13 protein-coding genes are annotated in these 15,270 nt (G+C 61.8%); 4 read left to right on the top strand and 9 right to left on the bottom strand.

All coding sequences use genetic code 11. The features are described 5' to 3' along the window. Positions 1–223: 223 nt before the first annotated feature. Positions 224–1,117: a LysR family transcriptional regulator gene (locus tag ACZ9BE_RS13510; protein ID WP_150635015.1), complete on the bottom strand. Its 894-nt coding sequence runs from the start codon at positions 1,115–1,117 to the stop codon at positions 224–226. Between the two features lie 96 nt (positions 1,118–1,213). Between ACZ9BE_RS13510 and ACZ9BE_RS13505 the strand changes: the two genes are divergently transcribed. Further along, positions 1,214–1,690, top strand: coding sequence for a (R)-mandelonitrile lyase (locus tag ACZ9BE_RS13505; RefSeq protein ID WP_056789169.1), 477 nt, complete (start codon positions 1,214–1,216; stop codon positions 1,688–1,690). A gap of 324 nt (positions 1,691–2,014) precedes the next feature. Here ACZ9BE_RS13505 and paoC read toward each other — a convergent pair whose 3' ends face one another. The 4 genes from paoC to ACZ9BE_RS13485 form a co-directional block, all read right to left on the bottom strand. Beyond that, positions 2,015–4,213, bottom strand: coding sequence for an aldehyde oxidoreductase molybdenum-binding subunit PaoC (paoC, locus tag ACZ9BE_RS13500; protein ID WP_476249553.1), 2,199 nt, complete (start codon positions 4,211–4,213; stop codon positions 2,015–2,017). Continuing rightward, positions 4,210–5,166 carry an FAD binding domain-containing protein gene (locus ACZ9BE_RS13495; RefSeq protein WP_236168639.1) on the bottom strand — a complete coding sequence of 319 codons (957 nt, stop codon included), beginning with the start codon at positions 5,164–5,166 and terminating at the stop codon, positions 4,210–4,212. Before ACZ9BE_RS13495 ends, paoC begins: the two co-directional genes overlap by 4 nt. Further along, a complete protein-coding gene (paoA, locus tag ACZ9BE_RS13490; RefSeq protein WP_041480864.1) occupies positions 5,163–5,786 on the bottom strand; it encodes an aldehyde dehydrogenase iron-sulfur subunit PaoA in 624 nt (207 codons plus the stop codon). The genes ACZ9BE_RS13495 and paoA overlap by 4 nt, the downstream gene beginning before the upstream one ends. Before the next feature lie 270 nt (positions 5,787–6,056). Further along, positions 6,057–7,811: an L-lactate permease gene (locus ACZ9BE_RS13485; RefSeq protein ID WP_041480863.1), complete on the bottom strand. Its 1,755-nt coding sequence runs from the start codon at positions 7,809–7,811 to the stop codon at positions 6,057–6,059. A 244-nt stretch (positions 7,812–8,055) separates the two neighbouring features. Here ACZ9BE_RS13485 and ACZ9BE_RS13480 point away from each other — a divergent pair, with 244 nt between their 5' ends. After that, entirely contained in the window at positions 8,056–8,262 is a 207-nt protein-coding gene (locus ACZ9BE_RS13480; RefSeq protein WP_016775135.1) for a hypothetical protein, read from the top strand. Between the two features lie 51 nt (positions 8,263–8,313). On the opposite strand, the gene ACZ9BE_RS13475 is transcribed toward ACZ9BE_RS13480, so the two are convergent. Continuing rightward, positions 8,314–8,595, bottom strand: a complete 282-nt coding sequence (locus tag ACZ9BE_RS13475) for a hypothetical protein (protein ID WP_122751039.1) — start codon at positions 8,593–8,595, stop codon at positions 8,314–8,316. Positions 8,596–8,875: 280 nt separating this feature from the next. Between ACZ9BE_RS13475 and ACZ9BE_RS13470 the strand changes: the two genes are divergently transcribed. Then, positions 8,876–9,898: a hypothetical protein gene (locus ACZ9BE_RS13470; protein ID WP_476249552.1), complete on the top strand. Its 1,023-nt coding sequence runs from the start codon at positions 8,876–8,878 to the stop codon at positions 9,896–9,898. Positions 9,899–9,988: 90 nt separating this feature from the next. Then, the gene (locus ACZ9BE_RS13465; RefSeq protein ID WP_024013291.1) at positions 9,989–10,609 is read left to right on the top strand and encodes a TetR/AcrR family transcriptional regulator; all 621 of its coding nucleotides are present in this window, start codon (positions 9,989–9,991) and stop codon (positions 10,607–10,609) included. A gap of 202 nt (positions 10,610–10,811) precedes the next feature. Here ACZ9BE_RS13465 and preA read toward each other — a convergent pair whose 3' ends face one another. The 3 genes from preA to hydA form a co-directional block, all read right to left on the bottom strand. Then, on the bottom strand, positions 10,812–12,086 hold the full coding sequence (gene preA, locus ACZ9BE_RS13460) for an NAD-dependent dihydropyrimidine dehydrogenase subunit PreA (RefSeq protein ID WP_476249551.1): 1,275 nt from the start codon (positions 12,084–12,086) through the stop codon (positions 10,812–10,814). Next, complete coding sequence (locus ACZ9BE_RS13455) at positions 12,087–13,454, bottom strand: NAD(P)-dependent oxidoreductase (protein WP_476249550.1); 1,368 nt, start codon at positions 13,452–13,454, stop codon at positions 12,087–12,089. A 155-nt stretch (positions 13,455–13,609) separates the two neighbouring features. After that, positions 13,610–15,049: a dihydropyrimidinase gene (gene hydA / locus ACZ9BE_RS13450; protein WP_252876494.1), complete on the bottom strand. Its 1,440-nt coding sequence runs from the start codon at positions 15,047–15,049 to the stop codon at positions 13,610–13,612. Between the last annotated feature and the right edge of the window lie 221 nt (positions 15,050–15,270).

Genomic DNA, 15,270 nt, shown 5'->3' with positions numbered 1-15,270 from the left:
CCAAACGGCAGATCAGTCATGAATTTGAAACACCAGAGATTTCTTGGTTTGGCAGGCGTCTGCCTGATATTGACGTCCCTTGAGGTAATCGGCGAAACCGCAGAGTACGTGTGCATGGGCAGCCAGCGAGGCCAAATCGCAATCGTGCGGGCAAATTCTTTATTGGAGGCGAACCAGATAGCCAAGGCAGCGTGGGGGGCTGCCGGCTGCTATAAAAAGTGACTCAACTGCGATAGCGCAACGCCTCCAGCAACAACGCAAACGCCGGCGCTGCCTGGCGTCGGCTCGGGTAGTACAGGTGATAACCGGAAAATGCCGGGCACCAGTCTCCCAGCACCTGGACCAGGCGACCGTCCGCCAGAAACGGCGCAACGACGTTTTCCGGGATGTAGCTCAAACCGAAACCGTCCAGCGCGGCGTCGAGCAATGGGTACACGCCATTCAGGGTGACCTGGCCGGAGACGCGCACTTTGAGGCTTTCACCATCCTTTTCGAACTCCCACGAATACAGTCCGCCATTGGTTGGCAGGCGCAGGTTGTTACAGGCGTGGTCGGTCAGGTCGCGCGGGGTTTGCGGCGCAGGGCGCCGGGCGAAGTAGGCGGGTGAGCCGACCACCGCCATGCGCATGTCCGGACCGATACGGGTGGCGATCATGCCTTGGGCGACGTCTTCGCCCAGGCGCACACCGGCATCGAAGCCTTGGCCGGCGATGTCGACGAAGCCATAGTCACAGCAAACCTCGACGGACACATCCGGGTACTGCGGCAGGAAATCCTGCAACACCGGACGCAGGATCCAGTTCAGCGAATGGTCGGTGGCGCTGATGCGGATCTTTCCCGCCGGGGTTTCGCGCAGGTTGCTCAGGGCGGCCAGTTCCACTTCGATTTCGTCGAAGCGCGGGCCGATGGTTTGCAGCAAGTGTTCGCCGGCCTCGGTCGGCGAAACGCTGCGCGTGGTGCGGGTCAGCAGGCGCAGGCCGAGTCGCGCCTCGAGACTGCGAATGGTGTGGCTGAGCGCCGATTGCGACACGCCGAGTTTGGCTGCGGCCTTGGTGAAACTGCGTTCACGGGCGACGGCGAGAAAGGCGAGCAGGTCGGTGGCGTTTTCCCGGAGCATTGATGATCGTCCTGCATAAGTTTTTTCGGATTCTAGTCGATTATCCAAAGAGTGCGGATCGCTACAGTGGTTGCATCATTTATTGGAGGAAAAGCCATGAACCCGATTGCTGCTTCTGCGCTGACGCTCTCGCTGCTGGCTGGCGAGGTGTATGCCACTGAAAATCCGCGTGTCACGGTCACACCGAATGGCTCGCAACCGTCGGCCAAAGGCCCGGCTGACTGGTTTACCGGCACGGTGCGGGTGGATGCGCCGTTCAAAGGTACCGACGAGGCGCGGGTCAGTGGCGCGACCGTAACGTTTGAGCCGGGCGCGCGAACGGCGTGGCATACCCATCCGCTGGGGCAGACATTGATCGTCACCTCGGGGGCAGGGTTCGTGCAGGAGTGGGGGCAGCCAGTGCGGGAAATCCGGCCGGGCGATACCGTGTGGATTGCTCCGGGCGCCAAGCATTGGCACGGCGCAGCACCGACGACGGCGATGAGTCATATCGCGATTGCCGAAGTGCTGGATGGCAAGGTGGTGGACTGGATGGAGCAGGTCGGTGATGAGCAATATCCGAAGACCGAGTGAAACCGTTCCCCTCACCCCAGCCCTCTCCCGAGGGAGAGGGAGCCGATTGGGGGATGCTCGAGACGTTCGGCATTCTGCAAACGTGGTGGTGAATCCACTCGACCCCTAGCACCCCATGCAGGTGCGCTAACAGCATGCGACTCACCCCAGGCGCCTCCCGGGGGAGTGAGAGCCGACCGAGGTGTCTTGCGATGTGCATCGACCTGAACTTGCCGTTGCGATTATGGATACACAGAAAGACTTTCACGTCGCTGCACATCCTGAATATACCCGGATCGGTCCCCTCTCCCTTTGGGAGAGGGCTAGGGTGAGGGGCTTTTCGCTTCAGATCATCTCCGGCAACGAATCAAGAATCTTGTCCAGCGTAATCGGATACTCCCGCACCCTCGCGCCGGTGGCGTTGTAGATTGCATTCGCCACCGCCGCACTCACGCCGCAAATCCCCAATTCACCCACGCCCTTGGCTTTCATCGGCGATGAAATCGGGTCGGTTTCTTCGAGGAAAATCACCTCCTGATGCGGTATGTCGGCGTGCACCGGCACCTCATACCCGGCGAGGTCATGGTTGACGAAAAAGCCCAGACGCTTGTCCACCGCCAGCTCTTCCATCAAGGCGGCGCCGACGCCCATGGTCATCGCGCCGATGACCTGACTGCGCGCCGACGTCGGGTTGAGGATCCGCCCCGCAGCGCACACCGCCAACATGCGCCGTACGCGAACTTCGCCAGTGGCAGCATCGACGGCGACTTCGACGAAGTGCGCGCCGAAGGTCGATTGCTGATATTTCTCGGCCAGATCACCGAATTCGATGCTGTCCTCGCCGACCAGTGCGCCGCCTTCAGCCGCGTTGCGCAGCGGCAGGCTCTTGTCGCCAACGCGCACGTGGCCGTCGACAAATTCAGCCTGATCCGCCGCCAGTCCCAGCTTCTGCGCCACCGCTTCACGCAGTTTCACACAGGCGGCATAGACGCCGGAGGTCGAGCAGTTCCCACCGAACTGACCGCCAGAACCGGCCGAAACCGGGAAGTCCGAATCACCCAGACGCACGACTACATCATCGAGACCAACGCCCATCATCTCGGCGGCTGTCTGCGCGATGATCGTGTAGCTGCCGGTGCCGATATCGGTCATGTCGGTTTCGACAACGACTTTGCCGCCACGCTCCAGGCGCACACGGGCTCCGGACTTGACCAGCAGGTTGTTGCGAAACGCCGCCGCCACGCCCATGCCGATCAGCCAACGGCCTTCACGACGGCTGCCCGGTTGCGCCTTGCGCTGATCCCAGCCGAATTTCTCCGCGCCGATCTGCAGGCATTTGACCAGTTGACGCTGGGAGAACGGCCGCTCGGTTTTCACCGGGTCGACTTGAGTGTCGTTAGCGATGCGGAACAGCACCGGGTCCATCTTCAGCTGTTCGGCCATTTCGTCCATGGCAATTTCCAGCACCATCAGCCCCGGCGCTTCACCCGGCGCGCGCATGGCGTTGCCTTCGGGCAGGTCGAGCGGGGCGAGGCGCATGCTGACGCGGCGGTTTTCTGCGGCGTAGAGCAACTGGCTCGGTTGCGCGGCCAGTTCAACCTTGCCGTCAGCAAGGTTGCCTGACCAGCCTTCATGGGCGATGGCGGTCAGCTTGCCGTCCGCCGTGGCGGCCATGCGGATGCGCTGAATCGTTGCCGGGCGATGGGTGGTGTTGTTGGCCATTTGCGGGCGGGCGAGGGCGACTTTCACCGGCCGCCCCGCCATGCGCGCGCCGAGAGCGGCGAGGATCACGTCGGCGCGAATAAACAGTTTGCCGCCGAAACCACCGCCGATGTACGGCGAGATCAAGCGGACTTTTTCCTTCGGCAGGCCGAGGGTTTTCGCAATGTCACCGACACTCCAGGCGACCATCTGGTTCGATGTCCACACGGTCAGTTGATCGCCTTTCCACGCGGCCAGTGTGGCGTGCGGTTCCATCATCGCGTGGGACTGGTCTGGCGTGGTGTAGGTCTGATCGAACTGCACCGGTGCGGCGGTGAAGGCCTTGTCGAAGTCGCCGTGATTGACGTCGGGCAGCTCGTCTTTCGGCTCGACGCCGAGGTCTTTGACGCTGGCCAGATCGAACTTGCCCTCGGTGGTTTCGTAATCGACCTTGACCAATTGCGCGGCGGCGCGCGCCTGTTCGAAGGTCTCGGCAACCACCAATGCAACGGCTTGCTGGTAATGCTGCACTTCGGGACCAGCGAGCAGATGCGCAGCGTTGTAATCACCCTTGTCGAGCTTGCCGGCATTCTCGGCAGTAACGATCGCGAGCACGCCGGGCGCCGCTTTGGCCTCGCCCAGATGAATGGCTTTGATCCGCCCTTTGGCGATCGCCGAATCGACCATGAAGCCGTAGGCCTGATTGGCCGCCGCTTCATGTTGTTCGTAGGCGTAAGTGGCCTGGCCGCTGGTTTTCAACGGGCCTTCGATGCGCTTGGTGGGCTGGCCGACGACCTTCAGGCGGTCGATGGGATTGGTGGTGGCGGGCGTGTCGAATTTCATGCGGTTTCCCTCGCTTGCGCCAACACCGAGGCCAGCGTGCGCTCGACCAGTGTCAGTTTGAATTGGTTGTCATCGGTGGGCGTCGCGCCTTCAAGCAGGCGTTCGCTGACCGCTTTGGCGCCCTTGGGCAACAGCGCTTCAGCGGCTTCGACCCGCCACGGTTTCGGCGCGATACCGCCGACGGCCACGCGGCCGGTACCGTCCTTTTGCAGGATCAAACCGACCGAGACCAGGGCAAACGCATAAGACGAGCGATCCCGCACCTTGTGATAAATGTGCGTGCCGCCAACTGGCGCCGGCAGGCTCACGGCGGTAATGAATTCGCCGGGCGTAAGGCTGGTTTCGATGTGCGGCGTGTTGCCCGGCAATTGATGGAAATCGGCCATGGCAATGCTGCGCGTGCTGCCGTCAGGCTTGACCGTTTCGATCTGCGCATCGAGTGCGCGCATGGCGATGGCCATGTCGCTCGGGTGGGTGGCGATGCAAGCGTCGCTGACGCCGATGATCCCCAACTGCCGGGTGACCCCGCCGATCGCCGCGCAACCGCTGCCTGGATTGCGTTTGTTGCACGCCTGGTGGGTGTCGTAGAAGTACGGGCAGCGGGTGCGTTGCAGCAGGTTGCCGGCGGTGGTCGCCATGTTGCGCAACTGCCCGGAAGCCCCGGCGAGCAAGGCGCGGGAGAGCAGGGCGTAGTCCTTGCGCACGCGCGCGTCGGCGGCCAGATCGGTGTTGCGCACCAGCGCGCCGATGCGCAGCCCGCCCTCGGGGGTGGCCTCGATCTGGTCCAGGCCGAGGTGGTTGATGTCGATCAGGTGGACCGGGGTTTCGATGTCGAGTTTCATCAGGTCGAGCAGGTTGGTGCCGCCGGCGATGAACTTGGCGCCTTCGACGTGCGCAGCCTGGGAAGCGGCTGCGGCAGGTGAGTCGGCGCGGCTGTAATTGAAGGCTCTCATGCCGGCACCTCCGCGACTTCAGTGATGGCTTCGATGATGTTCGAGTAAGCGCCGCAACGGCAGATATTGCCGCTCATGCGCTCCTGCAGTTCGGCGGCGATCAGTTTCGGCGGCTCGGTCAGGCTCGGGCTGACGTGGCTGGGAATGCCATCGCGGATCTCTTTGAGCACCGCTACCGCCGAGCAGATCTGCCCCGGCGTGCAATAGCCGCACTGATAACCGTCGTGCTTGATGAACGCGGCCTGCATCGGGTGCAGCTTGTCCGGCATGCCGAGGCCTTCGATGGTGGTCACCTCACTGCCGTCGTGCATCACCGCCAGGGTCAGGCAGGAGTTGATCCGCCGACCGTCGGCGATCACCGTGCAGGCGCCGCACTGGCCGTGGTCGCAGCCTTTCTTGGTGCCGGTCAGGTGCAGGTGTTCGCGCAGGGCGTCGAGCAGCGTGGTGCGGGTGTCGACTTCGAGGGTTTGCGGTTTGCCGTTGACTTGCAGGGTAACTTGACTCATGGCCGGTTGCTCCAGACTGGCCGCGTAGGCCTTGAGGCTGATAAAGGGGGGCATAGCGAACGCCGTCGCGGTTACGGCGCCGAGGATCATGAAGTTGCGTCGGGAAATCGGCATGGTTCGATTCCTTGTCTCTCATCGGGCGGCAGGATTGCAAAAGGCCCAAACGGGCGCGCCGGCATGCATGCCAGTCTCGTAAAAGGAGTGACCGCAGCGGGAGGGAAAAGGTTTTGTCGGATTTGCGCTAAAGAGTTATGTGCTGAACTCATCAATTGGCCTGTGGGAGCGAGCCTGCTCGCGAAAGCGTCGGGTCAGACCCAGCCGCTGCTGGATGTGCCGACCTCTTCGCGAGCAGGCTCGCTCCCACAGTGGAGTTGTGTTTTGCAGTTATGGCCCACCCACCACCATCGAGGTAAACGGTGCGACATACGCCTGCAACGTCACCAGCCCGCCGACCAGAATCGCCAGCACGATCGAGTGGAAGAACACGTAACGCAGGATCTCGCCCTCATGCCCGTACCAACGGGTCGCGGTGGAGGCGACGACGATCGACTGCGCGTCGACCATTTTGCCCATCACCCCACCGGAACTGTTCGCTGCCGCCATCAGCACCGGGCTGATACCCAGCTGTTCCGACGTTACCCGTTGCAATCCGCCAAACAGCACGTTTGACGCGGTATCGGAACCAGTCAGCGCCACCCCCAGCCAGCCGAGCAGCGTGCCGAACATCGGGTAGAAAATCCCCGTCGCCGCAAACGCCAGGCCCATGGTCGCATCCAGTCCCGAATAGCGGGTGAGGAAGCCCAGCGCGAGCATCGCCGCAATCGTGATCAGCGAAAACCGCACCACCCACAATGTGCGCAGGTACTGCTTGATCAATTGCGGGATCGAATAACCCATCAGCAAGCCGCCAACGATCGCCGCCAGCAAGATCCCGCTGCCGGTCGCGGTCAGCCAGGTGAACTTGTAAATCGCTTCCTCGGCTTTCGGCGCTGCGACAACCGGCGGTACTTTTTCTATTTGCAGATGCAGACCGGTGAAGGTCACCGCCGGGGCGAAGATCGGATTGGCCTCGCGTACCGGTTTGCCTTGCGGGTCGAGCTTGACCGACTGCGTGACCGGGTCGATCACCGGGCGCGTATCGAACATGTTCTTGAAGCCCTGGGTGCCCCAGGCAAACACGAACACCGTGAGAATGATCCACGGCATCCACGCGCGCATCACCGCCGGGCGCGCCTGATCGCTGAACGCGGCGCTGGCGGTGACTGTTTCTTCGTCGACCTTGGAGTTGTCGACGCGCCCGGACAGCGCTGCCGAGGTGTGGATGGTCGCTGGTTTCCACACCTTGAGGAACAGCGTCAGACAGGCCATGGAAATCAGCGCAGCGATGACGTCCACCAGCATCGGCCCGTGGTAGTTGGACACGAGAAATTGCGGGATGGCGAAACTCACCCCGGCCACCAGAATCGCCGGCCACACCTCGAGCATCTTGCGCCACCCGGCAAAGGCCCAGATCAACCAGAACGGCACCAGCACCGAGAAGAACGGCAACTGCCGCCCGACCATCATCGACAGCTCCATCTCGTCCAGCCCGGTGACTTTGGCCAGGGTGATGATCGGCGTGCCCAGCGCACCGAAAGCCACTGGCGCAGTGTTGGCGATCAGCGCCAGGCCCGATGCGGCCAATGGCGAAAAACCCAGGCCGATCAGAATCGCACCGGTCACCGCCACCGGCGTGCCAAAGCCTGCCGCGCCTTCGAAGAACGCACCGAAACAGAAGGCGATCAGCAGCAATTGCAGACGTCGATCATCGGTGATGCGCGCGAGGGAATCCTGCAACACTTTGAACGAACCGTTTTCGGTGGTCAGGCGATGCAGAAAGATGATGTTGAGGACGATCCAGCCGATCGGCAGCAAGCCATTCGCCGCGCCGAACAGCGCGGCCGAGCCGGCCATGCCCGCTGGCATGTCGAAGGCGAAGATCGAGATCAGCAGGGCGGACGCGAGCGCCAGCAAGGCTGCCAGATGTGCCTTGACGTGAAAGAACGCCAGCGCCGCGAGCATCACCACCACCGGCACCGCGGCCATCAGCGTGGAGAGCACCGGGTTGCCGAACGGGTCGTAGATTTGCTGCCAGACCATGGTCCACCTCTGCTTATTGTTATTGAGGGCGCAGATCCATTGCATGGGGGTTGGTTGCAAGCAGTATAGGTGGCATTCCGCCGCCGTTCGGGCATGGCGAACGGGCCGACCAACGGTCGATAGTGGCCACTGAATCAACGTGCTTTTGCCCGGTCGTATCTGCGGCTGCGCGCACTGCGTCCCGAAGACGCGGGCAGCGTGGCGATTTCCGTCGTCAAGACCTTGGGTTTTAGGGAAGTGTTGAATGAAGCAAGCGACAACGATGCTGCTCACTGTGACCGCCGCCGTATTGCTGAGCGGCTGTATTGCGGATTTTGATGATGACCACCGGCATGGCCGGCACTACGACCGCGACCATGGCCGCTATTACGACCATGACCGGCGCTGGGACGACCGCGATGACGACCGCCGCGATGGCCGTCGTTATCACCGTGATCGCGATGATGACTGATTGAAAGCAGAGGGCGTTACCGTTAAAGGAACGCCCTCTGTGCATCAGCCTTCAGTTGAAAAAACGAGCGTTCGCCTGGACGCGGGATCGCGCAGGCACCGGAGCCTCGTGATCGAGCAGATGGGTGGCGAGTATGTCGCTCAGAAAACGGAACTGATCGTTGAGGCCGACCACTTCATTGCTGAAATGATTGCTGGCGGCGGGCATCAGCAGATCGTCGAAATCCTTGTTGAACACCAGCGTCTGCGCCTTGCGCGGCACGACGTGCTGTTGGTAGTAGTTGCTGCCGAACACCGGGAAACTCACGGAGAGGGTGACTTGGGTGTGGATCATGATGTGAACGCCTCGTTGTGTTTCGGATGAGTCAATCGTGCCTTTCATCATGGGAGGGCGGAAGGCAATCGTGGCGATGGTGGATATCGATGGTGGTGATGGTTGAGGTTTGTGGTGCTGCTGTTGGCGCCTTCGCGAGCAGGCTCGCTCCCACAGGTGCAACACATTTCAAATTTGGGAGCGAGCCTGCTCGCGAAGAGGCCGGAACCTTCAGCATCGAAATCGACTGACCTGCCTATACTCAAACCTGCACCTCCCCAAGCCAAAGGACACCGCCACCGTGAACCCGCGCGCGCTGGTCGTCGCCGCACTGTTTCTGCTGGCCGGCTGCGCCTCCTCGGCTCGGGCGCCGGTGAGCGCGCCGCAGGCGGTGGTGGTGTCGGCGCAAACCTGGCAGCAGATCGACCGTGAGATCCTCAGCGCATCGCAGCAGGCCACCGAGCAGGTCAAGCTGTTCGCCCGTGGCTCGATGGAACATTGGCGCACTCGGGTCTATCAGCAAACTGAAGAAAATTTCATCCCCTGGTTCAGCAGCTACTGGACCCAGGAATGGCTGTCGATGAAGGTCAGTTGGTACACGATCAGCGCCGGCGGTGAGCAGGATGCTTCGGCGAAACGGCTGGCGGCGTATCTGCTTGAGCAATATCAGGAAAAAGTCCTCGCGCCGGTAGCAGTGGAGATCGATCCGGATGCGATCCTGGCGCAGGCCACGGCGTTCTACGCGCAGTTGATGGCGCAGCAGATGCCGCTCATCGCCCAGCGTCACGGTGTGCCGATTGCGCAGCTCAACGGACGCTTGCAGAAGATCCCGGCCATCGCCCTCGGCCCGCCGCCTGCGCGGGATGCTTCGCTGTTCAAAGTCATCAGCACCGAGCCGCTCAACACCCTCCCGGCGTACGCCGCACTGATCGACAAGATCCACACCGACGGCGGCGCCAAGGGCATTTCCTCCACCGACGCGGCGATGGCCCCGGTGGCCAAGCGCGCCAGCCAGCGCATCGAAGCAGAAATGGCCCCGCGCGGCGCCGCCAGTGCAGTGGCGGCAGCAGCAGGCAAGCTCGCCGGAGCGATGATTTCGGTCGGCGTGGCCGGCATACGCGCAATCATCCAGGCCAACGACCGCCCCGACAGCGAAGCGCTGATTCGCAGCAGCCTCGGCAATACCTTCGACAAAGCCTGGCAGAAGCTGCTGCAGAACCCGACCACTGGGGTGATGGCCGGCACGCTGCACATGGCCGGGCAGGTTGAAGGTAATCTGGGCGTGAGTGAACCAACGCCTATCGGTGTGAGCGCTGCGCCATAGCGCTTGTACCTGCGAAGTTTTGTTGGCGGCGGTCGCGCCCGGATCAGAGCGGATGCTAGTCTTGCGCAACGCTGTTGTCAGGGAGCCCACATGGGCAATCACAAGATCGAGATTCGCCGCAGTAACGTCGAGAAAATCCTGCTGGCGGCGGAAAAGGTTTTCGCCGAAAAAGGCTTCGGCAGCACCGCCATGGCGGACATCGCTGCCGAAGTGCAGTTGCCGCGTTCCAATCTGCATTACTACTTCAGCACCAAGAGCGAGCTTTACAGCGCAGTGCTGTTCGATCTGCTGGAAGTGTGGAAGCAGGACGCGCTGTGCTTCGAGATGTTCGACGACCCGCGCGTGGTGCTGAGCAGTTACATCCGCGCCAAGATGAATCATTCGCGCAGCCGGCCCTATGGCTCGAAAGTCTGGGCCAACGAGATCATCCACGGCGCGCCGACCCTGGGCGAAGCGCTGGATGCGAGCCTGTATGACTGGGCGAAGATGAAGGAAGCGAAGATTCGCCAGTGGGTCGAGGACAAGCGGATCCTGCCGGTGGAGCCGTCGGGTTTGCTGTACATGATCTGGGCGTCGACCCAGCACTACGCCGACTTTGATCATCAGGTGAACATTCTTAATGATCACCAGCCGTTGTCGGATATGCAGTTCGAGCGGGCGGTGCAGACAGTGACAGGTGTGATTTTGCGCGGGATCGGGCTGGAGCCTTGAAGAGCACCATCAAGGGCTTACCCTCACCCCAGCCCTCTCCCAGAGGGAGAGGGGGCCGACCGAGGTGTATTGAGAGGTACATCGACCTGAAAGACCGTGTCGATTATGGATTCACAACAACTCTTTCAGGTCGGCGAAGTTTGTCAGCATCCCCCAATCAGTCCCCTCTCCCTTTGGGAGAGGGCTAGGGTGAGGGTTTTTTTCAGACTGCAACGTGATAGGGGTTGCGCGGATCATGATTCCAGTCCAGAAACGGCTTGCCCGTGTCCATCGGTACCATCTCGATGCAGTCGGCCACGGGGCAGGTGATCTGGCACAGATTGCAGCCCACACATTCCTCATCGATCACTTCATATTTATGCGTCCCGTCGGCCTGTTTCAAACTGCCGATCGCCTGGTGTGACGTGTCTTCACAAGCGATGTGGCAACGCCCGCAACCGATGCACGCCTCTTGGTCGATCTTCGCGATCACCTGGTAGTTGATATCGAGGTACTTCCAATCCGTGGTGTTGCCCACGGCGCGCCCGGAAAACTCGGCGATATTGGCGTAGCCCTGGCTGTCCATCCACCGCGACAAGCCGTCCTTCATCTCTTCGACAATGCGGAAACCATGCAGCATCGCCGCCGTGCATACCTGCACCGCGCCGCTGCCCAGCGCCACGAACTCCGCCGCGTCGCGCCAGCTGCCGATGCCGCCGATGCCGCAGATCGGCAAGCCCTGGGTCTGCGGATCACGGGCGATTTCCGCGACCATGTTCAGCGCAATCGGCTTGACCGCCGAACCGCAATAACCGCCGTGGGTGCTTTTGCTGCCGACGGTGGGCAGGGCGACCATATGGTCCAGGTCGACGCTGGTGATCGAGTTGATCGTGTTGATCAGCGACACCGCATCGGCGCCACCACGATGCGCCGCCCGGGCAGCGACGCGGATGTCGGTGATGTTCGGGGTGAGTTTGACGATCACCGGCAGCGAGCAGTACGTCTTGCACCAGCGCGTCACCTGTTCGACATACTCCGGCACCTGGCCGACCGCCGCGCCCATGCCGCGTTCGGGCATGCCGTGGGGGCAGCCGAAGTTGAGTTCGATGCCGTCGGCGCCGGTGGCTTCGACCAGCGGCAGAATGTGTTTCCACGACTCCTCGACACACGGCACCATCAGCGACACGATCAGCGCGCGATCCGGCCAATCCTTCTTCACCTGGGTGATTTCGCGCAGGTTGATTTCCAGCGAACGGTCGGTGATCAGTTCGATGTTGTTGATGCCCAGCACTTCGCGATTGGCACCGTAATGCGCCGAATAACGCGAGGAAACGTTGACCGCCGCCGGATCCTCACCCAGGGTTTTCCAGACCACGCCACCCCAGCCCGCTTCGAAGGCGCGGACCACGTTGTAGGCCTTGTCGGTGGGTGGCGCGGAAGCCAGCCAGAACGGGTTGGGCGCTTTGATACCGGCGAAGACTATCGAGAGATCGGCCATTTACGCAGCCTCCACGTTGAGCATCAGTTGAGCGTTGATCGCCTCGGCGGCGCGTTTGCCGTGCTGCACCGCTTGCACGGTGAGGTCCTGATCGAGGCTGGTGCAGTCGCCGCCGGCATACACGCCGGGGACGCTGGTGCGCAGGTTTTCATCGACCGCGATGCGTTCGCCCTGACGCTTGAGTTCGCGCGCCAACGGATCGCTGAGAGCGCTGTCATCGAAGCTCTGGCCGATCGCTTTGAAGATCGCATCGGCAGCCAGCTCAAAGGTTTCTCCGGTGGTTTGTAGACGCCCTTCAACCAGATCGGTGCGGGCGAAACGCATGCCGCGCACGCGGCCCTGATCATCGAGCAACACTTGCTCCGGCTGCGCCCAGGTCAGCAACCGCACCTGGTTGGCTTTGGCGATGTCCTGCTCATGGTGGGTGGCGCCCATGTCTGCCGCACCACGGCGATACACCAGATTGACGTCGCGCGCGCCGAGGCGGGCCATCTGCACGGCCATGTCGATCGCGGTGTTACCGGCGCCGAGAACGATGCAGCGTTCAGCCAAGGGCAACTGCGTGAGGTCATCGGCCTGGCGCAGTTCGCGGATGTAGTCGGTGGCGGCGAGCAGGCCCGGCGCGTCTTCGTGGGCCAGACCGAGTTGCCTGCTGGCATTCAGGCCGAGGCCGAGGAATACCGCGTCAAACTGCTGATGCAGTTCGCTCAGGGTGAGGTTTGCGCCGAGTTTCTGGCCGTGGCGGATTTCTATTCCGCCAATCTGCAGGAGAAAGTCCAGCTCCTTCTGCGCGTAGTCATCGACCAGTTTGTACTTGGCGATGCCGTATTCGTTGAGCCCGCCGGCCTTTTCCCGTGCTTCGAAAATCACCACATCATGCCCGTGCATCGCGCTGCGATGGGCGCAGGACAACCCGGCCGGCCCGGCGCCGACCACGGCGATACGTTTGCCCGTGGCCGGGGCGCGCTGGAACGGGTGTTCAGCGAAATGCGCATTGTCTACGGCATAACGTTGCAGCAGACCAATCAGCACCGGCGCACATTCCTGCGCGTTGTTGCGCACGCAGGCCTGCTGGCAGAGGATTTCCGTTGGACAGACCCGCGCGCAACTGCCGCCGAGGATGTTTGCCGACAGGATTTTCTGCGCCGCGCCTTGGACGTTGTCCTGATGGATGTTGCGGATGAACGACGGGATATCGATTTCGCTGGGGCATGCATTGACGCAAGGCGCGTCGTAGCAATACAGGCAGCGCGAGGCTTCCAGATGCGCCTGCCGGGCATTAAGCGGCGGCGCCAGATCAGTGAAATGGCCGGCGAGGGCGGCCGCGCTTTCGTGCGGGTGGGGAAGGTGGTTCAGGGTCTCGATCACGGTTCATGGCCTCATGGCTAATTGAGGTGCTGCCTCTGGTGGGCAGTGGTTTTATGGCGTCAGGGAGGGCCTCTTCGCGAGCAGGCTCGCTCCCACATTTGCTATGCGCTCACCTGTGGGAGCGAGCCTGCTCGCGAAGGCCGAAGGCCTGGCTGTCAGCGTTTCACCGCCGTCGGCCTGTGCAACTCCGCCCGCTTGCTCAACAAATCAAACACCGCCGGATAGGCCGGCCGTTCGATGTAGCGTCCGGCGCCGCGTTCGGCGCGCAGGTCGCCGTCGGCCCAGACCACGCGGCCCTGGCTGACGGTGTGGCTCGGCACGCCGCGCACGGTCTTGCCTTCGAAGATGTTGAAGTCCACCTGCTGATGGTGGGTCTTGGCGGAAATGGTCCGTGTGCCTTGCGGATCCCACAGCACCAGATCGGCATCGGCGCCAACGCGGATCGCGCCTTTGCGTGGATAGATATTGAATATCTTCGCGGTGTTGGTGGAGGTCAGCGCGACGAAATCCTGCATCGACAATCGCCCGGAGTTGACGGCTTCATCCCACAACACTGCCATGCGGTCTTCGATGCCGGCGGTGCCGTTGGGAATCTTGCTGAAGTCGTCGCGTCCGGCAGCTTTCTGCTCGGCGCAGAAACAGCAGTGGTCGGTGGCGGTGGTGTGCAGATTGCCGTTCTGCAGCCCGTGCCACAGCGCCTCCTGATGGCCGCGCGGACGAAACGGCGGGCTCATCACGTAGCCGGCAGCGGTCTGCCAGTCCGGGTGTTGATAGACGCTGTCGTCGAGCAGCAAGTGCCCGGCCAGCACCTCGCCGTACACCGGCTGGCCCTTGCTGCGGGCATAGGTGATTTCGTCCAGAGCTTCCTTGGTGGAAACGTGCACCAGGTACAACGGCGTGCCGATGGTTTCGGCGATACGGATCGCCCGGCTCGCGGCTTCACCTTCGACCTGCGAAGGTCGCGACAGCGGATGCGCTTCCGGCCCGGTAATGCCCTGAGCCATCAGCTTGCGTTGCAGGTGATAGACCAGCTCGCCATTTTCCGCGTGCACGGTCGGCACCGCACCGAGTTCCAGGCAGCGCTCGAAACTCGCCACCAGAGTGTCGTCGGCGGCCATGATCGCGTTCTTGTAGGCCATGAAATGCTTGAAGCTGTTGATGCCGTGGTGGCTGACCAACTCGGCCATTTCCTCGCGCACCTGCTCGCTCCACCAAGTGATCGCGACGTGGAAGCCATAGTCCGACGCAGACTTTTGCGCCCAGCCGCGCCACTGATGAAACGCTTCCATCAGCGATTGCTGCGGATTGGGAATCACGAAATCGATGATCGAGGTGGTGCCGCCGGCCAGGCCGGCTGCAGTGCCGCTGTAGAAGTCCTCACTGGCAACGGTGCCCATGAACGGCAACTGCATGTGCGTATGCGGATCGATGCCGCCGGGCATCAGGTACTGGCCACTGCCGTCGAGCACTTCTGCGCCGGCGGGAATGTCGAGGTTTTCACCAATGGCTTTGATCACGCCGTCAGCGCAATAGACGTCGGCGCGGTAACTTTCATCATGGGTAACAACGGTGGCGCCACGGATCAACAGAGACATTCCGGATTCCTCGCAGGCATGACCGACTTGTGCCGGTTCTAAATGTTTTATTGAAGTACAGCGGCGCAGTTCGTATTCCTGTCATCGCTGTCAGGAATAGAAACTAGTCGCGATTTCAAGAATGATCAAGAATATTTTTTATAAGCTTATAGCTGTTTGAAGCTATTGATAAATAAAGATAAAAACGAGAAATCACCAAAATGGGTAGGGCGCTCACCATT

The sequence above is a fragment of the Pseudomonas sp. TE9122 genome (assembly GCF_056278925.1).
Note: the sequence above shows the minus strand (reverse complement) of the source record. Positions and strands in the feature narration are given on the sequence as shown.